This window comes from uncultured Granulicatella sp. (assembly GCF_963516875.1).
Lineage (GTDB): Bacteria > Bacillota > Bacilli > Lactobacillales > Aerococcaceae > Granulicatella.
The window spans coordinates 24,331-45,341 of the sequence record NZ_CAUQCL010000005.1; the positions used below are offsets into that span (position 1 = coordinate 24,331).

Below are 21,011 nucleotides of genomic sequence, written 5' to 3' on the forward strand. Positions count from 1 at the left end.
AGTTTTTATTCTAATGGAATTTGGTATAATGATAATAATTAGAGAGCGAAAGGATGTTTTAAAGTGGAATTGTTTAATAGTAAACAATTTGGAAAGAGCAGTTATATTGCAATAGGTGCTGTTATTGGAATACTTGTTGGAACAACGGTGAGTTTATTCCGCTTATTTCTTGGGAAAACATTAGAAGGAGTCGTGATAGTTTATTCTTATTTACAAGAAGCTCCTCAATGGATTCCAGTATGGTTAATATTTTCTATGGTTATGGCTGTCATTTTAGGACAAATTGTTAAAAGTGACCCAGATATTAAAGGAAGCGGGATTCCTCAAGTAGAACTACAATTACAAGGGAAGATGGACATGAATTGGTGGTCTGTCTGTTGGAAAAAATTTGTGGCAGGATCTATTTCGATTGGGTCAGGATTATTACTAGGAAGAGAAGGGCCTTCCATTCAATTAGGAGCTTCTGTTGCTCAAGGAGTAGCTGAAGGGTTAAAAAGTAATCGAGTTCAAAAAAATATTTTTATTTCTAGTGGTGCGGGAGCTGGGTTAGCTGCAGCTTTTAATGCTCCAATAGCAGGATTAATGTTTGTGTTAGAAGAAGTTCATCATACATTTAGTCCATTAGTCGCTTTAACAACATTAACAGCTGCTATCGTTTCGAATTTCGTATCATTAAATATTTTTGGAGCACGTCCTTCATTAAATTTAGGAAATAATCAAATCTTTCCAATGAATCATTATGGTTATGTTATTTTATTAGGAATTATTTTAGGATTATTTGGGTGGATTTATCATCATTATACTTTGCAATTACCGGCAATTTATGGGAAATTTTTCCCATTTATCCCTAATTATTATTATTGTATTGTTGCTTTTATAGCGATTATCCCATTAGGATTATGGAATCCACATGTATTAGGTGGAGGCGGGGAAATGATTTTAGAATTGCTTCAAGAAAATCATACGGTTCAATTTTTAGCATTTTTATTTATTCTTCGCTTATTTTATTCTATGCTTTCGTACGGTACAGGGTTACCAGGGGGGATTTTCTTACCGATTCTTTCGCTTGGGGCACTACTAGGTTTAGTTTATGCAGAAGTATTAATTCAATTTTTTGGAGTAGATCCTAGTTTACGAGTGAGTTTTGTTTTTTTTGCAATGGCGGGTTATTTTGCAGCAATAGGGAAAGCTCCATTAACAGCTTTATTACTTGTAACAGAAATGGTTGGAGGATTAAATCAATTAATGCCACTGGGAATCTGTACGTTGACCGCTTATATTGTTGCTGATTATATGAAGATGGGTCCAATATATGAAATTTTAGCAGAACGTTTAGACTCTGAACATCCGCATGAAACAAAAGGGAAACGAACAACTTTTGAAGTACCAATAATGGTGGAAAGTCCATTAGTTGGAAAAATGATTCGAGATATTCCATGGCCAAAAGATATTGTGATTGCAACTGTAAGAAGAGGAGCAAAAGAAGAAATTACAAGAGGTGATACTATCTTGCGACCGGGTGATATTTTAATAGTAGTTTGTGATGAAGGAGTAGTAGGAGAAAGATTTGAAACAATGACACAATTATCCAAGGAATTACCGTTTTCTTAAACTTTATGGTATACTTCCTATGATAAATGGAAATGAAGGGGGATAGAAGGAAATGACAAAACATAACCTAAATCCACAAAGTGATGATCTAAAAGAATTTGGGGATTCATTTGCAAAATATTCACGTAAAAATACAAGTTGGCTTTATTTATTCATCATCATTATTGTATTATTTGGAGTTGTATATTTATTTAATATGGTCTCTAAACGTACAAAAACACCAATTGAAGCTTATCGAGAAGAGTTCATTCAGTTAAAAGATCATATACAACAGCAAGATCAGAAGATTGAACAATTGGAGCAGAAAATCAAATTATTGTCAGAAAAACCATAACATTTTTAATGAAAAGAGTGAAAATTTTTCGTATTTTTTCACTCTTTTCATTATTTTATTAAGGAATTAATAGAGAGGTTTTCTAAATTTGTTCGGAAATAGGCTTGTAAAAGGCTTACAATTATGCTATACTGACCGTAGTGTTTTTGTTAGGGATATAAATGGGTTGTAAGAACTCCTTTTTGAACCACAGGCAGAAATATGAATAACCGTGCTGATGGCACAAGGAGGAAAATGTTCATGGAACAAGGTAAAGTAAAATGGTTTAACGCAGAAAAAGGTTTTGGATTTATTGAGCGCGAAGACGGAAGTGACGTATTCGTACACTTCTCAGCTATCCAATCTGAAGGTTACAAATCATTAGACGAAGGCCAAGCTGTTGAATTCGAAGTTGAAGAAGGCGCACGTGGTCCTCAAGCAGCTAATGTTGTAAAATTATAATTTTATCAATTAAGAAAGAGGTTAGGAATTTCCTAGCCTCTATTTTTTTTGTTTCATAAGCAAATTGCTGGAATTATTTTTTTGACAGGTCTTCTAATTCGGTCTAAAATAGGACTATTCTATAAAGAGGTGGTAACATGAAAGAAAGAACAGAAGTTCCAGTAGAACAAACATGGGATTTAACATTATTATTCAAAACAGAAGAGGATTATAAAAAGTCTATTGAATTCTATAAACAATTGGTAGAAAATTTCTGTAAAACATTTGAAAATCAAATCAACACTGTAGATGCGATTCATCAAAGTTTGGCAGATTATCGTGAAATTTTAGAATTACGTGGAAAAATTGTTCAATATGCAAGTTTAGCAGTAAATGCGAATACTAAAGACAGAGAAGCACAAAATCGTTTAGCACAAACAAGAAAAGTAGTAGCAGAATGCGATGCAACATTAAGTTTCTTCTTTCCAGAATTAAGTCAATTAGAGGAAGATTTATTAGCAGAGGCTTCACAAAATCCAGAAAATAAAATTTATCTGGAAAGATTATTAGAAGATAAACAACATCTATTATCTAAAGAAGTAGAATCAGTCTTAGCAGCATTAGGAAATACATTGGATTTCCCTTATCAAAATTACAATGATATTAAATTCAAAGATATTCAATTCCCTAATTTTGAAGTTGATGGAAAAGAATTTGAAATGACGTACAATAGTTTTGAAAAACGCTTAGAGTCAGATGAAGATACAAGTGTCAGAAGAAAAGCTTTTGAAGTATTTTCAAATACATTACGTAAATATGAACATAGTACAGCTTCAGCTTATAATGCTCAAGTTCAAAAAGAAAAAACAATGGCGACTTTAAGAGGATTCGATTCAGTCATTGATTATTTATTAGATCGCCAAAAAGTTTCTAGAGAATTATATAATCGTCAAATTGATTTAATTATGGAACATTTAGCACCGATTATGAGAAGCTATGCTCAATTAATTGGAAAAATTTATCAGTTAGATGAAGTACGTTATGAAGATTTAAAATTAGAAGTAGATCCTCATTTTGCACCAAAAGTAAGCTACGAAGAAGCGAAAGCTTATATTTTAGATGGGTTAAAACCTTTAGGGGAATCTTATCTTTCTATTATGAAGAGAGCATTTGATGAGAGATGGATTGATTATGCTGAAACGATTGGAAAACGTACAGGAGCATTTTGTGCGTCACCATATGGGGCAAATTCATTTATTTTAATGTTCTTTACAGAAGGTATGAATGATGTAATGACATTAGCACATGAATTAGGACATGCTGGACATTTCCAATTAGCGCATCAACATCAAAATATTCAATTATCTAGACCATCTATGTATTTTGTTGAAGCGCCATCGACTGCTAATGAGTTACTAGTGGAGAATTATTTATTACAAAATGCAACAGATGCTAGAATGAAACGTTGGATTATTTCGCAAATTATTGGTAAAACTTATTACCATAATTTTGTGACACATTTATTAGAAGCTCATTATCAAAGAGAAGTGTATCGATTAGTCGATGAAGGTAAAAATTTAGATGCAGAAACATTGAATCAAATTTATCGCCAAACATTGGAACAATTTTGGGGAGATTCTGTTGTGTTAACAGAGGGCGCAGAGTTAACTTGGATGAGACAGCCACATTATTATATGGGATTATATTCTTATACTTATTCTGCTGGGTTAACCATCGGAACTCAAGTTGCTAAAATGATTGAAGAGGATCCGGATAAAGCAGCTGAATGGGTAGAAGTTCTTAAAATGGGTGGTTCTAAAACTGCAGAAGAGCTTGCTAAGGCTGCAGGAGTAGATGTTTCTACGGATGAGCCATTAAGAAATACAATTGAGACAATTGGAGAATATGTAAAAGAATTAATTTCTTTAACGAATAGACTTGACTAAGGTAGTACTAGGACGCCAGTAGCCTCACTGTGTGAGTCTCTTGCCTAAAAGTTGAGCCTAAGGTCTCAACTTTTCCTGCAATAGAATCTGAGCTACAGATTCTATTGCTCGTACTACGGCGTCAAGTCATTCGTTCTTTACGTGACCATACGAGAGGGCGTTAAAAAAATATACTTGACTGAGGTAGTACTAGAACGGTAGCAGCTCTGCGGTCTCTTGCTCGTACTCCGGCACTACATTTGAACAACTAAAAAAGAGTTAGGGGATTTTCCTCTAACTCTTTTTGTCATGTCTATTTTTGTATCCAACAACGTCCGTCTTGAGCTAATAAGTCAAAACTTTCTTGTGGTCCAGATGAACCTGCAGGATAATTAGGGAATTGTACAGATGTTTCATTATCCCATGCTTGACGAATACGATCCACAAATTTCCATGATGCAGCAACTTCTTCCCAATGCGTGAAGTTCGTCATATCGCCTTCCATACAGTCTAAAATTAAACGTTCATAAGCTTCTGGACTATTTAAACCAAAATTCTTATCAAAGATTTTTTCTAAATGACTTGTTTGTAATCCGTATGAATTTCCAACAGCTTTTGAATTGATAACAAAGCAGAAGCCTTCTTTAGGAGTAATATGAATAGAAATTCGATTTGAAGGGCATTTTCCTTTTGTTTCGTTTTCGAATAGTGGAGAATCTGCTTCTTTAAACACAATATCAATCACAGTTGTTTTAGAATCTAAGTTCTTACCTGTACGAACATAAAATGGAACATCTTTCCAACGTTCATTATCGATAAAGACTTTACCAGCCACATAAGTTTCCATATTAGAATCATCCGAAACATTTTGATCTTGACGGTACCCAGGTAAGTTACCATCTAAAGAAGGACCATATTGACCTCGTACAAAATTTTTGGAAACTTCTTCAGGAGAATAGTGACGTAATTGTTCTAATACATTAATTTTATTTTGACGAACTGCTTCAAATGATTGAGGTGGCTCCATAGCGACTAATGCTAAAATTTGTAAAATATGGTTTTGAACCATATCTCGTAAAGCGCCACTTGTTTCATAATAACCACCACGTTCCTCAACTCCAACTTGTTCAGCTAATGTAATTTGAACATTGTCAATGTGATTGCGATTCCACATTGTTTCAAATACACGATTTGCAAAACGAACAGCAGTAATGTTTTGAATCATTTCTTTTCCTAAATAGTGGTCGATACGATAAATTTGATTTTCATCAAAAGAATGACGTAGTTGTTCATTTAAAATTTGAGCAGATGCATAATCTTTCCCGAATGGTTTTTCAATAATTAAACGATTATAGCCATTTTCTGTTAATAAAGCTTCGTTTTTTAAATGTTGAGTAATGGTTCCGAAAAATGAAGGAGCCATTGCTAAGTAGAAAATTCTGTTTCCTTCAATACCATATTGTTGGTCTAATTTTTCTGATAATTCTTTTAAGACAACATAATGATGAGTATCTGTTACATTATGTGCTTGATAGTAGAAGTGATTAGCGAATTCTTCTGCTTGAGTGACATCTTCTGTTAAACTTTGAACAGATTTTACAACAACTTCACGAAAATGTTCATCCGTCCATTCACGACGAGCTGTACCAATGACCGCAAAATGATTGCGGATAAATCCTTTTTGAAATAAACGAAATAGTGCTGGGTATAATTTACGACTTGCTAAATCACCTGTAGCACCAAAAAAAGTAATCAATACTTTTTGTTCTTGCATAATGAATGCCTCCTAGTTCAGATTTCTTTTCCAGTGTAAAATATAAAATGGAAAATGTCTAATAATTAATCTGAAAATAAATTTAAATTTTGAAGAGCAAAGATAAAGTTGATAGAAAGGGCATTTCTTGCAAGAAGGAAGTAAAATATGTTAGATTAAATATAACAGTTCAATTTTTAGGAGTGTATCAAATGACATTTAAAGAGTTTTTGGGATTAACAATTTTCAACCCAAATCAATTATGGAAAATTATTGAGAAACCAATGAAATCGTCAAAACGTGTATTTTTCTTATTAACCCTATTATTGATGTTGCCAGGGATGATTCAAATGGCTGCATTATTTCATTCTTTAGGGAAGGATTTAGTAGAAATTAGTCATCAATTACCAGAATTTGAAGTGAAAAATCATCAATTAACAACCCAAGAGAAAAATAAAGGCTTTGTGTATAAAACAGATAGTCTAATATTTGTCTTTGATGAAAGTGGGAAGACAACGAGTGAAGATTTGTTGAATGAAACATCTGCTACAATTCCTGTATTTGCCCTATTAAAAGATGGATTTTATTTAGAAACGAATATCAATCATCAAAAACTTGAGTTGAGTCAGTTAGAAACGATGAATAAATCATTTTTCAAAGATATTGCAATGACTTTCCAACAAATGAGTTGGTTAAGTTTACTCATTGTTTTTGTTCTGTATTTTCTTTTTAATTCGGTATATTTATTTGTTATTTTATGGATTGTTTCTTTCTTCGTAAAACTAATAGCTGTATTATTTATGAAAGTGTTTATTCGATTCCCTAAACCAATTGGATGGCAAGTAGTTTTAGGAGCAGCTGTTTTACCTGTATTGATTTATACGATGATTGATTTACTAGGGATTCAATTTATTGGACCAGGACAATTTATCTTTTTAGCAACAACTTTTAATTGGGTGATAGGAATTCGAGAATTTTTAAAAAACAATCGACCATCATAAAAAAACTGGAGAATTTTGGTTCTCCAGTTTTTTAGTCTTTATTTACTATTTTTCTTTCTAGCTGATTGACGATTTTGTTTTTTTCGTTCAATTCTTTGTTTTTGTTTAATTTCATGAGTTAGTTTTTTCTTGTATCCAGGCTTGACATTTTTTTTAGCTTTTTTAATCATTCCTTTTAAGCGAGGATCTAAGTCAGAACTTTGGGTATTTTTTCTTTTTTCACGACGAGAACGGTCATAACTTTCCACTAATTCGCCATTTTTTAATTCCAATGTTTCAAAAGAAATTCCTTTAGCTTCAAGCGTTTGGATGGCTTGTTCTTGGTTAGGAGTGTAGAAAGTAATTGCTTGTCCAGCTAAGCCATTTCGACCAGTACGACCAACACGGTGAATGAAAAATTCTAATTCACTAGGAATTTCTAAGTTAATTACATGAGAAACACCTTCAATATCAATACCACGAGCTGCTAAATCTGTTGCTACAACATATTGATATTCCATTTGTTGAATTTGCTTCATCACACGACGACGTTCACGAGCAGGAATGTCTCCATGAATCGTTGCTACTTTTAAATTTTTCTCACGTAAAAATGCTGTAACTTCATCCGCTTTTTGTTTTGTATTTACGAAAATTAACATTAAGTATGGATGTCCTAGTGTAATCAATTCAAATAATACTTCTAATGGATTTTGTGTTTTCGTCACTAATAATTGATTCGTAATCGTTGGTGAAACTAATTGTTTATTTTCTACATGAATAATTTTTGGATTTCCAAGATATTTTTTAAGGAATGGTTTAATTTTATCTGGAATCGTTGCAGAAAATACGGACATTTGTAAATCTTTCGGCATTCTTGAAGCAATTTCATCGACGGTTTCTAAAAATCCTAAATCAAATGTCATATCAGCTTCGTCAACAACCATCATTGTTGCCGTTTGAACAAGTAGAGCATTTTCTCGCATTAAATCAAAAATTCTTCCTGGAGTTCCGATGACAATATGAGGGGCAGTTTGTTGTAATTTTTGAACTTGACGAAGTTTGTCAGTACCACCGACACATTTTTCTAACAGAATAGGAGTAGGAGCTTCTTCAATTAATTGAGCAGTTACTCGAACTAGTTGTTCTGCTAATTCACGACTTGGAACAGTAATGACTAATTGTAATTCTTGTTTATCTGGATCAATTTTATGAATCAGTGGTAGTAAGAAGCTATGACTTTTTCCACTTCCTGTTTGGGATTGCCCAATCACAGATTCTCCTTTTAATAGTAGTGGAATAATTTTTTCTTGAATTTTAGTTGGAGTAGAAAATGATAATTTTTCTAATGCCGTTTGTAAAAATGGTTGTAATTGATAATCTGTAAATTTCATGGATTCATCTCTTTTCTATAATCTATTTTGAAGCGTTGTTATTATACCATAGTTTTCGATGATTTTAAAAAGAGAACGAATAATAAGAAGGAAAATCTTAAAAAAAGCAAGCAAAAAAATTGCGTTTTCATATTAAAGAGTGGTATTCTTAAAATATCAAACAGTAATTAAAACTGTACTATTTTAGGAGGAATCAATTATGACTTTTGAATTACCAAAATTAGCGTATGAGTTTTCTGCATTAGAACCTCATGTGGATGCTTTGACAATGGAAATCCACCATGACAGACATCACAACACTTATGTAACAAACTTAAACGCAGCAGTAGAAAAACACCCTGCTTTATTCGAAAAAAGCGTGGAAGAATTAGTAGCAGATTTAGCATCTGTACCAGAAGATATTCGTGGTGCTGTTCGTAACAATGGTGGTGGACATGCAAACCATAGCTTATTCTGGACAGTAATTTCACCAAATGGTGGAGGTCAACCTACTGGCGAATTAGCAGATGCAATTGATAAAAAATTCGGTGGATTTGATGCGTTTAAACAAGCTTTTGCTCAAGCTGCAGCAACTCGTTTCGGTTCTGGTTGGGCTTGGTTAGTTGTTTCAAATGGTGAATTAGAAGTTGTTTCTACTCCAAACCAAGATAACCCATTAACAGATGGTAAAACTCCAATTTTAGGATTAGATGTTTGGGAACATGCTTATTACTTAAACTATCAAAACCGTCGTCCTGATTACATTGCAGCATTTTGGAATGTAGTTGATTGGAATGAAGTAGCTCGTCGTTATGAAGCTGCAAAATAATTTTTAAGAAATTTTGATTTGTTAACTCTTTGAGATTCCAGTGGGGAAGCTTGGAGAGTTTTTTTAGTGTTTTTATTTTTTATATAGACTTCCCTGGGTATAGTAGCTAGGGACGCAAGCAAACCTTCGGTTTCATTGCTAAAAATCGAGCCTTGGTCTCGATTTTTCCCGTAATAAAAGCTAAATCGGCTTTTATTACTTTAGCTACTATGGGAAGTCTTTGGTTTGTGTCATATGAGATTCGAGGTTTCATGATTTAATCGTAATTATGATGGTTAAAGTGAGGTTCAAAGTGATGGTCAAAGTGAGGGGTAAAATATTGATTTGGAATAGTAGTGGGGATACTAACATTTAATCATCTTATTCTTTTAAAAATGGTTTTTTCTTGTACTTCGTGACAGATATTGGACTATCGTATATAATAGAGATACGTGTAAAGTTATTTGAAATCATTAAAAGATAAAAAATAGATTTAAGGAGGAACTTATGCGAGTAGGGATTTTTACAGACACCTATTTCCCTCAAGTCAGTGGTGTTGCTACGTCTGTTCGAGTGTTAAAAGAAGAATTAGAACGTCTTGGACATACGGTTATTATTTTTACAACAACCGATCCAAATGCTACGATGCCTGAGTGGAATATCGTTCGCTTGGGAAGTATTCCATTGTTTTCATTTAAAGAAAGAAGAATTGCTGTTCAAGGATTTATTGAAGCTTATAAAGTTTCTCAAGAATATGAATTAGATATTATTCATACTCAAACAGAATTTAGTTTAGGACTACTTGGAAAAATTTTAGGCGCAATGCTTGGGATTCCGACCATTCATACTTATCATACGATGTATGAAAAATATCTTCATTATATTGCAAATGGTAAAATTTTAAGACCAAGTCATGTGGCATATATTTCTAAAAACTTTTGTAATCAAACTCGAGGCGTGATTGCACCAAGTCAAATGACAAAAGATAAATTAGTATCTTATGGAGTGACTCAGGAAGTTCGTGTGATTCCAACAGGTGTTGAGATTCCAGAAATGAATCCAAAAGTTGCAGAAGAGTTACGTGAAAAGTTAGGGTATACAAAAGAAGATAAAGTATTATTATCGTTAAGTCGCTTATCTAAAGAAAAAAATATTGCTGTAATTTTAGATGCAATGCCTGAAATTTTAGAAAAAGATTCAACTGTGAAATGTTGTATTGTTGGCGGAGGGCCAGAAAAAGAAGAACTTGAAAAACAAGTGGAACGTTTAGGGATTACACCTTATGTACAGTTCGCAGGTGAAGTGGAGCATCATCAAGTGTCTCAATATTATCAAATGGCAGATTTATACGTGAATGCTTCTGAGTCAGAAAGTCAAGGGTTAACTTATTTAGAAGCATTAGTGAATAAAATTCCAGTGATTGCGAAGAAAAATGATTATTTACAACAATTTATTACTAAACCAGAATTAGGAATGTTGTTTGAAAGAGATGAGGATATTGCTTCTAGAGTGTTAGCATATTTAGAATGTAGCGATCAATCTTCTCATCAAGTTCAAGAATTACAAAATCAATTATTAGAAGAGATTTCTTCTGTTACTTTTGCTAAAAGAGTAGAAGCATTTTATCAAGATGCAATTAGTAATTATCAACATGATAAAGAAAATACAAAAACTTGGTTAGAGAAGATGAATTTCTTCAAAATCTATGATGATGATAAGGAGGATGAAGAATGAAAAAAATAGGTTTTATTGGAACGGGTGTAATGGGTTCTTCTATAGTGAAGCACTTATTAAACGCTGGTTATCCAGTTACAGTATATAATCGAACAAAAGAAAAGGCACAAGCAGTTATCGATGCCGGAGCTACATGGGCGGATACTCCAAAAGAAGTAGCAAGTCAGTCTGATGTCGTGCTAACGATTGTAGGATATCCAACAGATGTTGAAGAAGTTTACTTTGGTGAACAAGGGATTTTTCAGGGATTACAAGAGGGGATGGTACTGATTGATTTGACAACAAGTACGCCTTCTTTAGCGAAGAAGATTGCAGAAGAAGCTGAAAAACTTTCCTGTGATGCCTTAGATGCTCCCGTTTCTGGTGGTGATTTAGGAGCAAAAAATGGAACTTTATCTACAATGGTTGGAGGTAAGGAGTCTGTTTTAGAAACTGTGCGTCCAATTTTAGAGACTTTTTCAAAAACAGTTACGTTACAAGGAATAAATGGAGCTGGTCAACATACTAAAATGGCGAATCAAATTATGATTGCTGGTACAATGACAGGCTTAGTTGAAATGTTAGTGTACGCAAAAGCTGCAGAATTAGATTTAGAAAAAGTTCTTCAAACAGTCGGAGCTGGAAGTGCAGCTAACTGGTCATTGTCAAATTACGGACCAAGAATTTTGAAGAAAGATTATAGTCCAGGTTTTTTTGCAAAACATTTCTTAAAAGACTTACGAATTGCAGTGGAAGAAGCTGAAAGAATGGGATTGTTTTTACCAGCAACTTTACAAGCAAGAAAACTATATGAAACAGTTTGTGATGATGGTTATGGTGATTTAGGAACACAAGCACTTATTCATTTATATTGGACACTTCCTGAATAAATTTATAAAAAAGTATGATTTTTAAAGGGATTTTCATATAATCTAAAAAAGTTTTATGGTAGAATAGAAATTAAGAAAGCTGAAAGGGGTAAAGCAACATGAAACCTTCACAACTAGTTGCAATTGTGCAACGTCTACAAACAATGGCGGATCAAAGCACGGATATTGAAATTCGTCGTTTTGAAAAAGATGGTGTTGAAAAATGTGTTGTGACATTTAATCAAGAAGCAGATAGCTTTGAGTTAGAAGATTGTGAGACAAAACAAACATTCCAATTTGATGATATCGATTTAGTCGCAATTGAAATTTTTGAACTATTACAAGATTAATGACTTTGTGATAAACCACGGCGCCTATAAAATGTGTGCTGTGGTTTTTCAATATTTATACATAAAGATAAAGTGGGGATTACGATGAAAGTAGAAAAGATTGGATTATTAGGATTTGGAACGGTTGGTAGTGGAGTCTATCATATTTTAACCAAAAATCAAGCATCAATTGAAAAGAAAACAGGAGTTTCATTACAAATTGAAAAAGCTCTTGTAAAAGAACCCGAATTATTTGCCGATAAAATTCCAGGAATTACATTTACTTCGGATGTAGATTATATTTTAAATGATGAAGAAATCTCAATTGTTGTTGAAGTTTTAGGTGGAGTGGATTTTGCTTTTAATTGTGTGAAGAAAGCTTTAGAATCAGGAAAACATGTAGTAACAGCGAATAAAGATTTATTAGCAAAACATGGTGTTGAATTATCTCAAATTGCTATAGAAAATAATGTGTATTTATATTATGAAGCAAGTGTTGGGGGCGGAATTCCTGTATTACGTCCATTAGTAGAACATGTTGCAAGCAATGAAGTAGAATCAATTTACGGAATTGTCAATGGAACAACGAACTTTATTTTAACTTCTATGAGTCAACAAGGATTGTCTTATGAAGAAGTTCTAAAAGTGGCTCAAGAAAAAGGATTTGCAGAAGCAGATCCAACAAGTGATGTAGAAGGTTATGATGCTACTTATAAATTAATTATTTTAACAAGATTAGCATATGGAACAAATGTTTCATTCGATGCAATTCCTAAAAAAGGAATTACACAAGTAACTAAAACAGATTTACAATTAGCTAAACTTGCAGGTTACACAATCAAATTATTAGCAAGTGTTGTCGCAAATGGTGAAGAAGTATACTTAGAAGTACGTCCTTATTTTGTAAGTTTAAACCACTTGTTAGCTCAAGTTGCTTATGAAAATAATGCCATTTCTGTAACAGGTGATGCTTTAGGAGAAATTTTATTATACGGAAAAGGAGCAGGTTCACACCCAACTGCAACAAGTGTAGTAGCTGATGTCATGATGATTGCGACACAACAAAATCGTAACGCTAAAGTAGTTCCATTTGAACCATTAACGCAAGCAACGAAAATTCATACAACGACAGCTCCATTAAAAGATTATGTTGTTGTCATTGAAACAAGTAAACCAGAAGAATTTGACGGTGTTGTGTTACCAAATCAAGCAGTATTAACACGATTCACTCAAATTTCAGAAGCTGAGTTAGAAGAAAAAGTGTCAGCATATCAACAAGTAGATGGCGTAAAAGCTGTTAGAATCTATCCAGTATTGGAGGCATAAAAATGAAAATTATTGTACCCGCAACAACTGCCAATATTGGTCTAGGATTCGATTCCATTGGGATTGCGGTTGATTTATATTTAATATTAACAGTTGTAGAACCTAGTAGTGAATGGAAAATTGAACATCCATTTGGAGAAGCAGTACCAACAAATGAAGAGAATTTAATCATTGAGACAGCTTTAGCAGTTTGCCCAACATTACAACCTCATCATTTAGTGTGTGAAAGTGATATTCCAATGACAAGAGGATTAGGAAGTAGCTCTAGTGCAATTGTTGCAGGAATCGAATTAGCGAATCAATTAGCTAATTTAAACTTAACACCGCAACAAAAAGTCGAGTGGGCAACTAAATTAGAAGGGCATCCAGATAATGTAGCTCCTGCTATTTTAGGTGGATTAGTTGTTGCAACTTACGATGAAGAAAGTCAAGAAGTAGATTATTTACAAAAGGAAATTCACTCAGATATTCAAGGGATTGCGTTAATTCCAGATTTTGAACTATCAACAAAAGCAAGTAGACAAGTTCTTCCTAGTGAATTTGTTTATTCTCAGGCAGTACAAGCGAGCAGCCGTTCGAATGTATTAGTTGCAGCACTATGGCAAGAAGATTGGGAAAATGTTTCTAGAATCGTAGAAAAAGATTTATTCCATGAACCTTATCGTGAAACATTAATTCCATTTTTAACACCAGTACGTAAACTTGCAAAAGAAAAAGCAGCGATTGGTACGTACTTAAGTGGAGCGGGTCCAACTGTAATGGTGTTATCTTCAAAAGAAAATGCACCAAGTATTGCCCATTATTTACAAGAACAATTACCGAAAAAATTAGGGAAATATAAAATTCAAGTATTAACCGTCGATCAAGTAGGCGTTCGAGTTGAAAAAATATAATAGATAGAGGAGAAATATGTCCATTAAACTAACACCAACGTGGTTTATCAAAGATTATTTATCCATTTCCATTGAGTTTTTAAAAAAACAATCGATTAAAACAATTTTTGCAGATATTGATAATACATTAGTGGAGTGGGATGAATTAGATACAAATGAAGCTTTACAAGTATGGGTTCAACAATTAAAAGACAACCAGATTCAAATTATATTAGTATCTAATAATCGTAAAAATCGTATTGAAAGAGTGGCTGAACAATTAGGAGTTCCGTATGTTTTTCCAGGATTAAAACCACTGCATAAAGGATTCAAAGAAGCGTTGAAGCAAACGACTGCAACAAAAGATGAAATTGTGATGATTGGAGACCAATTATTGACAGATATTTTAGGAGCAGGAACGTTTGGTATTCAAACAATACTTGTAAAACCTTTAAAGTTATCAGATGCTAAGAAAACAAGAATCAATCGATTTTTTGAAAATTTAATCTTAACTATGATATACGGAAAAAATTACTCAGAGAAATGGGAGGAGAAAATCTATGACTGAAAACCACTACTTTTGTATGGGATGTGGCGCAACGATTCAAACAGAAAATCATGAAGAAATCGGCTATACTCCAACAAGTGTGTTGACAAAAATGTTAGAAAAAGAAGAACCCGTATATTGTCAACGTTGTTTTAGACTTAGAAATTATAATGAATTACAACCTGCTTCTTTAAGTGATGATGATTTCTTAAAAATGTTATCTTCGATTGCCGAAGAAGATGCACTAGTTGTTTATGTGGTCGATTTATTTGACTTATATGGCAGTATGATTTCGAGCTTGAAACGTTTTATTGGAGATAATCCAGTATTATTTGTTGCTAATAAAGTGGATCTATATCCAAAATCAGTGAATCGTAATCGTTTGAAAAACTGGATTGAGCGTTTTGCAAAAGAATATGGCATTCGTCCAGTCGATACGATTTTAGTAAGTGCGAATAAACGCATTCAAATCGATGAATTATTGGATAAAATAAATGAATACCGTCAAGGGAAAGATGCGTATGTAGTAGGGGTAACCAATGTAGGTAAATCTACTTTAATTAATAAATTAATTCAAAGCATCGGCGGAACAAAAGATGTGATTACGACTTCTCAATTCCCAGGAACTACATTAGGACAAATTGATATTCCATTTGATGAAGAATCAAGCTTAATTGATACTCCAGGGATTATTCACCGTCATCAAATAGCACACTATTTAGCAGAAAAAGAAGTGAAAAAAGTATTACCTCAAAAGGAATTACAACCAAAAACTTTCCAATTAAATGCAGAACAAACGATTTTTATTGGTGGACTTGTACGAGTGGATTATACAAAAGGAGAAAGAAATTCCTTAACATTTTATACTCCACAAACGATTGAATTACATCGTACAAAATTAGAAAAAGCAGATGAGTTTTATGCAAGACACAATGGAACGATTTTAACACCTCCTACCGGAGATAATGTTAAACAATATCCAGCACTACAGAAGACAGTCTTTTCAGTAAAAGAAAAATCAGATATTGTGATTGCAGGTTTAGGATGGGTAACGATTCAAAAACCAGGGACGATTGAAGTTTGGAGTCCGAAAGAAGTAGACGTCATTAAACGTCCATCGATCATATAAGAAGGAGGGATTGGATTGGAATTAAAAGGAAAAGAAAGACAATTTTTCAAAAAAGAAGCACATAGTATTAAACCGATTTTTCAAATTGGAAAAGGCGGTTTAAGTGAAGAAATGATTCAACAAATCCAATTTGCGATTGAAAAACGTGAACTAATTAAAGTGAGTTTATTACAAAATACAATGGAAGAACCTCAAGAAGCTGCTGAAGTATTAGCAGAACAAACAGGTAGCACGATTATTCAAGTGATTGGACATACAATTGTATTATATAAACAAGCTAGAAACCCAAAAAATCGTGATATTTCGATTCGATTTGCAGAATTTGTAAAAAGAGGGCGATAATATGATGCAATCCATCAAGCTTTGTCCAAAAGTAAAACAAAATGATTTTAGTGGAAAACAAAAGCGTGTTGGAATTTTAGGAGGAAGTTTTAATCCTCCTCATGTAGCACATTTAATTATGGCAGAGCAAGCTAGAGTTCAATTGAATTTAGATAAAATCTATTTTATGCCGAGCCATATTCCACCTCATGTAGATGAAAAGAAGACGATAGATGCCAATTATCGAGTAGAAATGACGCAATTAGCGATACGAGATAATTATCATTTTGAACTTGAAACGATTGAATTAGAAAGACCAGAAAAAAGTTATAGTTTTGATACGATTCACCTCTTAAAAGAAAAGAATCCGGATGTGGACTATTACTTTATTATTGGTGGCGATATGGTAGATTATTTACCAACTTGGCATCGTATTGATGAGTTAGTTCATGAAGTTCAATTTGTTGGAGTTTGTCGTCCAGGTTATCCAAAAGAAACTCCATATCCAGTATTATGGATTGAAGCGCCTCAAATGGAAATTAGTTCAACACAAATTCGTAAAAATGTGTTATGGGGACAAAGTATTCGTTACCTTGTTCCAGAAAGTGTAGAAGAATATATTTTTGAGAAAGGACTGTATCAAGAATGACAGGTTTAGATTTTTCTCCATATTCTTCTTTGAGTCGTGAAAAAATTTTACATCAAGTTCGCTCTCAAATGAGTCAAAGAAGATTTGATCATTGTTTAAGAGTGGAAAAGAAAATCATTGAATTAGCAACATTATATGGAGCAGATGTTACAAAAGCTTCTTTAGCAGCATTAATTCATGATTATGCAAAAGAAAGACCCTTAGAAGAATTACAAGAATTAGTGGTCAAAAAACAGTTGTCAGATCAACTAAAAAATCAATCTTCTGAAATTTTACATGGACCAGTAGGTGCTGAAATTTTAAAAGATGAATTAGAAATTCAAGATGAAGAAATTTTAGACGCTATTCGTGAACATACGATTGGTGGAACTAAAATGACTCTGTTATCCAAATGTTTATTTGTAGCAGATGCGATTGAAGATGGAAGAAATTATCCAGGAGTAGAGGAAGCAAGAGTGATTGCGCATCATAATATTGATGAAGCAGTTCGATATTTAGTCAGACATACTTTACACTATTTAATTGAAAAAGAAGTATATATTTATCCTGGAACATTAGAAGTATATAATTATTTAGTAATAGAAAGAGGAAACGTATGACAGAAAATCGTAGTAAACAATTATTAGATGTAGTATTAAGAGCAGCAGATGATAAATTAGCACAAGAAATCGTTGCACTAGAAGTGGGACACTTAACACCTGTAGCAGATTACTTTGTTATTACTCATGGGAAAAATGAAAAACAAGTACAAGCAATTGTCGATGCAATTGAAGAAGAAGTACATAAAGAAGGCTTTGAAGTGAAAAGTATCGAAGGAAAAGACAACGCACGTTGGATTTTAATGGACTTAAATGATGTCATTGTACATGTATTTTACTATGAAGACCGTGAATATTATAATTTAGAAAAATTATGGAATGACGCACCAATCGTTAATATTGTGAGTGAAAAAGAATGACCTATCAAACCTTTGCACATGTATATGATGAAGTAATGGATCATGAACAATACCAATTATGGGTGAATTTTACAAAAGATTCTTTTAAAGCGTATACGAGTAGAAATATTCAAAAAGTCATGGAATTAGCTTGTGGGACGGGTGAAGTATCTTCGCTCCTAACAGAGGCAGGCTATCAAGTGACTGGTGTGGATTTATCAGACGAAATGTTAGATATTGCCAAAGAAAAATATCAACAAGAGTACCCAAGTATTGATTGGGTTCAAAAAGATATGCGTGATTTAGATGGATTAGAGACATATGATGCCGTTACATTATATTCTGATTCACTTTGTTATTTAACGGAGTTTGAAGATACTATTAAAGTCTTTAAAACTGTTTATGAGCATTTAGAAGAGGATGGTTTGTTTTTATTTGATGTGCATTCTCTCTATCAAATGCAAGAAGTATTTCCAGGATATCAATATCATTATACAAGTGAAAATTTAGCATTTTTATGGCAAAGTTATGAATTAGACGAACCTGGAAGTGTGGAACATGTCATTGATATGTTTGTCCGTGACGAATCTCAAACGAGTAAAGCCTTATTTGAGCATTTTCAAGAAGTGCATGTGGAACAAACTTTCCCTATGGAATGGTATCAAGAAGCTCTTGAAATGGTAGGGTTTAAAAAAGTATGGGTAAAATCTGATTTTGGTGAGTCAGAAGTTGAAGAGACTTCACCACGTTGGTTTTTTATTGCATTGAAATGAGGAATTAAATGAAAGCTTGTGGAATTATTGCAGAATATAATCCATTTCATCAAGGTCACCATTATCAAATCGAACAAATTAGAAGGCAAACAGATGCAGATGTCATTGTTGTTGCGATGAGCGGGAATTTCGTTCAAAGAGGCGAACCGTCGATTGAAAATAAATGGCATCGTGCAAAAATGGCTCTAGAAAATGGAGCCGATCTAATATTAGAATTACCAACACTTTCAAGCACGCAAGCCACAGATTGGTTTGCTGCTGGAGGCGTTGGTATTTTGCATGCTGCTAAATGCCGGGAAATTGCTTTTGGAGTAGAAGATAAAACGATTGATTATCAATTAGCATTTGAGGAATGGATTACCTTACAAACACAAATCAAAGAACACGTCACAAATGACGAGATAAAATCTCTCACTTATGCAAATCGACTTTCGTTGATTTCAAAGGAAATATTTGGAGAAAATAGTCCACTCTATCGATTAATGCAACAACCGAATCAACAATTAGGTTTTGCTTATGTAAAAGAAATTTTAACGAGAAATTTACCAATGAAATTTTTAATGGTTGAACGAAAAGGAAATGGTCATTTAGATGCGAAAATCCAAGATAAACAGTTCGCTAGTGGAACTGCATTACGAAGACAATTATTAAAGGTTGATAGAAATCACCAGTTGTATTCTCAATTACCTTATTTAACAGAAGTTTCTTCAAATGAATATCGTAATGAATGGGAACTGTATTGGACTTTGTTGAAATACCAATTAGAACGAAGTAGTGTGGAAGAATTAAGAATGATTTATCAAATGGATGAAGGGATTGAATATCGTTTCAAAAAATTCATACATCAGGCTAATTCTTTTAATGAATTCATTCAATTATTGAAAAATAAACGATGGACTTGGGCAAGATTACAACGCTTATGCATCTGTGTGTTATTAGGGATTACGAAAGAACAAGTAAAACAACATTTTGAAAGTATTCGGGAGCCAAAACAAGTGACTGTTTTAGGATTTAACGAAATAGGAAGAAAATATTTAAAAACTTTACGAGAAGAAGAAACAGTATTTATTACAAATTATGCTCATCCTTCGTTGGAATTACAAAAGAAATTTGATAACATTTATGATATAATGAATCCATCTGGGTATCATTCTGCTCGGCAGATGAAACCTGTAATGAAATAGTTGATAAATGAAAAACTAGTTTTTGAAAAATGATTGCAATCTGAGTCAGAAATCTGTAGAATCAGCTTATAAAATAAAATGATGGAGAAATATACAATTGTCAAGTAGAAAACATTGACAAACAAGAGATTCCTTAGTATAATTCTCTATGTTGCTTTAGGGGTGAAAAATGTGAAAATATCATTAAAACAACTTGAAAATTCTCAAGGAATGCCTGTTTATTTTGATGAAGAAATGCGAGTAGAAGATAACTTAAAGAGTCGTGATGATACGATAATAGCAGTTTCTCCTGCTGTAGCAAAAGGTTTTCTTGTCTATCAAAATGAAACAGTTATTGCGCAATTTACATGTGTTGTCGATATCACACTTCCTTCATCCAGGTCTCTAGAGCCAGTGGTTGTGCCATTGTCAATAGAAATTGTTGAACGATATATTCCAAAAGGAACTTCATTTGAAGAACAGGAATTAACAGAAATTGTAATTCCGTTAGAAACTGATTGGATAGATTTACAACCTGCTGTGGAAGATCATATTTTACTTTCAATTCCTTTACAAGTCTTATCGCCAGAGGAATTGAGTGAAGACCGAATGCCAAGTGGTCAAGATTGGGAAGTCATTTCTCAAGATGAGTTGGCTTTGAGACGTACAGTCGCAAAAGAACAACAAATTGATCCAAGGTTAGCGGCTCTACAGTCTTTCTTCGATTCCGATGAGACTGAAAAGTAAAAAGCATTTTATGTAAAGAAGATTGATTAGGAGGTGTACAAAATGGCAGTACCAAAACGTAAAACATCAAAAGCTAGAAAAGCTAAACGTCGTACTCACTTCAAATTAGAAGTACCAGGGTTAAACGCATGCCCTAACTGTGGTTCATTAAGAAAAAGCCACCATGTTTGCCCATCATGTGGACAATACGATGGAAAAGAAGTTGTTTCTCAAGAAGCATAATATTAACAATCAAGCCTACACTTTTGTGTGGGTTTTTTTATTTGCATTAGTTCTTGCATCAAATTGATAAATTAAATTGATAAGGATTCCTTATAGCTTTTGTTGGTGAAGTTTGTAGGGAATCTTTTTTGTGATAACTATTGTTAATAAATTCTTTTTTCAATCTAAATGGATTTCTATAATTTAGTATAACCACAATGTTTAAAAATGGAC

General features: G+C 33.2%; 23 protein-coding genes. 21 read left to right on the top strand and 2 right to left on the bottom strand.

Going from position 1 to position 21,011, the window contains the following annotated elements; all coding sequences use genetic code 11:
* The first annotated feature begins 63 nt into the window (after positions 1-63).
* The 4 genes from RWM24_RS03485 to pepF all read left to right on the top strand — a co-directional run bounded on the left by RWM24_RS03485 (position 64) and on the right by pepF (position 4,311).
* Complete coding sequence (locus RWM24_RS03485; protein ID WP_314111586.1) at positions 64-1,611, top strand: ClC family H(+)/Cl(-) exchange transporter; 1,548 nt, start codon at positions 64-66, stop codon at positions 1,609-1,611.
* A gap of 52 nt (positions 1,612-1,663) precedes the next feature.
* A complete protein-coding gene (locus RWM24_RS03490; protein ID WP_314111589.1) occupies positions 1,664-1,945 on the top strand; it encodes a hypothetical protein in 282 nt (93 codons plus the stop codon).
* 240 nt (positions 1,946-2,185) lie between these two features.
* Complete coding sequence (locus RWM24_RS03495) at positions 2,186-2,386, top strand: cold-shock protein (protein WP_006703068.1); 201 nt, start codon at positions 2,186-2,188, stop codon at positions 2,384-2,386.
* A 137-nt stretch (positions 2,387-2,523) separates the two neighbouring features.
* Positions 2,524-4,311, top strand: coding sequence for an oligoendopeptidase F (gene pepF, locus RWM24_RS03500; protein ID WP_314111592.1), 1,788 nt, complete (start codon positions 2,524-2,526; stop codon positions 4,309-4,311).
* Between the two features lie 292 nt (positions 4,312-4,603).
* Here the strand turns inward: pepF and zwf are convergent, their stop codons facing one another.
* Positions 4,604-6,064, bottom strand: a complete 1,461-nt coding sequence (gene zwf, locus RWM24_RS03505; protein ID WP_314111595.1) for a glucose-6-phosphate dehydrogenase — start codon at positions 6,062-6,064, stop codon at positions 4,604-4,606.
* 191 nt (positions 6,065-6,255) lie between these two features.
* Here zwf and RWM24_RS03510 point away from each other — a divergent pair, with 191 nt between their 5' ends.
* A complete protein-coding gene (locus tag RWM24_RS03510; RefSeq protein ID WP_314111598.1) occupies positions 6,256-7,044 on the top strand; it encodes a DUF1189 family protein in 789 nt (262 codons plus the stop codon).
* A 38-nt stretch (positions 7,045-7,082) separates the two neighbouring features.
* Here RWM24_RS03510 and RWM24_RS03515 read toward each other — a convergent pair whose 3' ends face one another.
* A complete protein-coding gene (locus RWM24_RS03515) occupies positions 7,083-8,414 on the bottom strand; it encodes a DEAD/DEAH box helicase (protein WP_314111601.1) in 1,332 nt (443 codons plus the stop codon).
* 199 nt (positions 8,415-8,613) lie between these two features.
* Between RWM24_RS03515 and RWM24_RS03520 the strand changes: the two genes are divergently transcribed.
* From RWM24_RS03520 to rpmF, 16 genes are all read left to right on the top strand, one after another.
* A complete protein-coding gene (locus RWM24_RS03520; RefSeq protein WP_314111604.1) occupies positions 8,614-9,222 on the top strand; it encodes a superoxide dismutase in 609 nt (202 codons plus the stop codon).
* Positions 9,223-9,708: 486 nt separating this feature from the next.
* Positions 9,709-10,935 carry a glycosyltransferase family 4 protein gene (locus RWM24_RS03525; protein ID WP_314111606.1) on the top strand — a complete coding sequence of 409 codons (1,227 nt, stop codon included), beginning with the start codon at positions 9,709-9,711 and terminating at the stop codon, positions 10,933-10,935.
* On the top strand, positions 10,932-11,804 hold the full coding sequence (locus tag RWM24_RS03530; RefSeq protein ID WP_314111609.1) for an NAD(P)-dependent oxidoreductase: 873 nt from the start codon (positions 10,932-10,934) through the stop codon (positions 11,802-11,804). Before RWM24_RS03525 ends, RWM24_RS03530 begins: the two co-directional genes overlap by 4 nt.
* A gap of 98 nt (positions 11,805-11,902) precedes the next feature.
* Positions 11,903-12,133, top strand: coding sequence for a YkuJ family protein (locus RWM24_RS03535; protein ID WP_006703055.1), 231 nt, complete (start codon positions 11,903-11,905; stop codon positions 12,131-12,133).
* Positions 12,134-12,217: 84 nt separating this feature from the next.
* Entirely contained in the window at positions 12,218-13,438 is a 1,221-nt protein-coding gene (locus RWM24_RS03540; RefSeq protein WP_314111612.1) for a homoserine dehydrogenase, read from the top strand.
* Positions 13,439-13,440: 2 nt separating this feature from the next.
* Positions 13,441-14,331: a homoserine kinase gene (thrB, locus tag RWM24_RS03545; RefSeq protein ID WP_314111615.1), complete on the top strand. Its 891-nt coding sequence runs from the start codon at positions 13,441-13,443 to the stop codon at positions 14,329-14,331.
* Between the two features lie 16 nt (positions 14,332-14,347).
* Positions 14,348-14,878, top strand: coding sequence for a YqeG family HAD IIIA-type phosphatase (locus RWM24_RS03550; RefSeq protein ID WP_314111617.1), 531 nt, complete (start codon positions 14,348-14,350; stop codon positions 14,876-14,878).
* A complete protein-coding gene (gene yqeH / locus RWM24_RS03555; protein WP_314111620.1) occupies positions 14,871-15,986 on the top strand; it encodes a ribosome biogenesis GTPase YqeH in 1,116 nt (371 codons plus the stop codon). Before RWM24_RS03550 ends, yqeH begins: the two co-directional genes overlap by 8 nt.
* 15 nt (positions 15,987-16,001) lie before the next feature.
* The gene (gene yhbY / locus RWM24_RS03560) at positions 16,002-16,328 is read left to right on the top strand and encodes a ribosome assembly RNA-binding protein YhbY (RefSeq protein WP_006703050.1); all 327 of its coding nucleotides are present in this window, start codon (positions 16,002-16,004) and stop codon (positions 16,326-16,328) included.
* 1 nt (position 16,329) lies between these two features.
* A complete protein-coding gene (locus tag RWM24_RS03565; RefSeq protein ID WP_314111623.1) occupies positions 16,330-16,956 on the top strand; it encodes a nicotinate-nucleotide adenylyltransferase in 627 nt (208 codons plus the stop codon).
* Positions 16,953-17,555: a bis(5'-nucleosyl)-tetraphosphatase (symmetrical) YqeK gene (yqeK, locus tag RWM24_RS03570; protein ID WP_314111626.1), complete on the top strand. Its 603-nt coding sequence runs from the start codon at positions 16,953-16,955 to the stop codon at positions 17,553-17,555. The genes RWM24_RS03565 and yqeK overlap by 4 nt, the downstream gene beginning before the upstream one ends.
* Positions 17,552-17,914: a ribosome silencing factor gene (rsfS, locus tag RWM24_RS03575; protein WP_314111629.1), complete on the top strand. Its 363-nt coding sequence runs from the start codon at positions 17,552-17,554 to the stop codon at positions 17,912-17,914. Before yqeK ends, rsfS begins: the two co-directional genes overlap by 4 nt.
* Positions 17,911-18,666: a class I SAM-dependent methyltransferase gene (locus RWM24_RS03580; protein ID WP_314111632.1), complete on the top strand. Its 756-nt coding sequence runs from the start codon at positions 17,911-17,913 to the stop codon at positions 18,664-18,666. The genes rsfS and RWM24_RS03580 overlap by 4 nt, the downstream gene beginning before the upstream one ends.
* An 8-nt stretch (positions 18,667-18,674) precedes the next feature.
* Complete coding sequence (locus RWM24_RS03585) at positions 18,675-19,850, top strand: nucleotidyltransferase (RefSeq protein ID WP_314111635.1); 1,176 nt, start codon at positions 18,675-18,677, stop codon at positions 19,848-19,850.
* 171 nt (positions 19,851-20,021) lie between these two features.
* Positions 20,022-20,576 (top strand): YceD family protein, encoded by a 555-nt coding sequence (locus tag RWM24_RS03590; protein WP_314111637.1) that lies wholly within the window; start codon positions 20,022-20,024, stop codon positions 20,574-20,576.
* Between the two features lie 42 nt (positions 20,577-20,618).
* The gene (rpmF, locus tag RWM24_RS03595; protein ID WP_006703042.1) at positions 20,619-20,798 is read left to right on the top strand and encodes a 50S ribosomal protein L32; all 180 of its coding nucleotides are present in this window, start codon (positions 20,619-20,621) and stop codon (positions 20,796-20,798) included.
* Positions 20,799-21,011 lie beyond the last annotated feature (213 nt).

Coding starts and splice junctions, on each gene's coding strand:
- RWM24_RS03490 (WP_314111589.1), top strand. CDS start 1,664: ATGACAAAACATAACCTAAATCCACAAAGTGATGATCTAAAAGAATTT.
- RWM24_RS03495 (WP_006703068.1), top strand. CDS start 2,186: ATGGAACAAGGTAAAGTAAAATGGTTTAACGCAGAAAAAGGTTTTGGA.
- pepF (WP_314111592.1), top strand. CDS start 2,524: ATGAAAGAAAGAACAGAAGTTCCAGTAGAACAAACATGGGATTTAACA.
- zwf (WP_314111595.1), bottom strand. CDS start 6,064: ATGCAAGAACAAAAAGTATTGATTACTTTTTTTGGTGCTACAGGTGAT.
- RWM24_RS03510 (WP_314111598.1), top strand. CDS start 6,256: ATGACATTTAAAGAGTTTTTGGGATTAACAATTTTCAACCCAAATCAA.
- RWM24_RS03515 (WP_314111601.1), bottom strand. CDS start 8,414: ATGAAATTTACAGATTATCAATTACAACCATTTTTACAAACGGCATTA.
- RWM24_RS03520 (WP_314111604.1), top strand. CDS start 8,614: ATGACTTTTGAATTACCAAAATTAGCGTATGAGTTTTCTGCATTAGAA.
- RWM24_RS03525 (WP_314111606.1), top strand. CDS start 9,709: ATGCGAGTAGGGATTTTTACAGACACCTATTTCCCTCAAGTCAGTGGT.
- RWM24_RS03530 (WP_314111609.1), top strand. CDS start 10,932: ATGAAAAAAATAGGTTTTATTGGAACGGGTGTAATGGGTTCTTCTATA.
- RWM24_RS03535 (WP_006703055.1), top strand. CDS start 11,903: ATGAAACCTTCACAACTAGTTGCAATTGTGCAACGTCTACAAACAATG.
- RWM24_RS03540 (WP_314111612.1), top strand. CDS start 12,218: ATGAAAGTAGAAAAGATTGGATTATTAGGATTTGGAACGGTTGGTAGT.
- thrB (WP_314111615.1), top strand. CDS start 13,441: ATGAAAATTATTGTACCCGCAACAACTGCCAATATTGGTCTAGGATTC.
- RWM24_RS03550 (WP_314111617.1), top strand. CDS start 14,348: ATGTCCATTAAACTAACACCAACGTGGTTTATCAAAGATTATTTATCC.
- yqeH (WP_314111620.1), top strand. CDS start 14,871: ATGACTGAAAACCACTACTTTTGTATGGGATGTGGCGCAACGATTCAA.
- RWM24_RS03565 (WP_314111623.1), top strand. CDS start 16,330: ATGATGCAATCCATCAAGCTTTGTCCAAAAGTAAAACAAAATGATTTT.
- yqeK (WP_314111626.1), top strand. CDS start 16,953: ATGACAGGTTTAGATTTTTCTCCATATTCTTCTTTGAGTCGTGAAAAA.
- rsfS (WP_314111629.1), top strand. CDS start 17,552: ATGACAGAAAATCGTAGTAAACAATTATTAGATGTAGTATTAAGAGCA.
- RWM24_RS03580 (WP_314111632.1), top strand. CDS start 17,911: ATGACCTATCAAACCTTTGCACATGTATATGATGAAGTAATGGATCAT.
- RWM24_RS03585 (WP_314111635.1), top strand. CDS start 18,675: ATGAAAGCTTGTGGAATTATTGCAGAATATAATCCATTTCATCAAGGT.
- rpmF (WP_006703042.1), top strand. CDS start 20,619: ATGGCAGTACCAAAACGTAAAACATCAAAAGCTAGAAAAGCTAAACGT.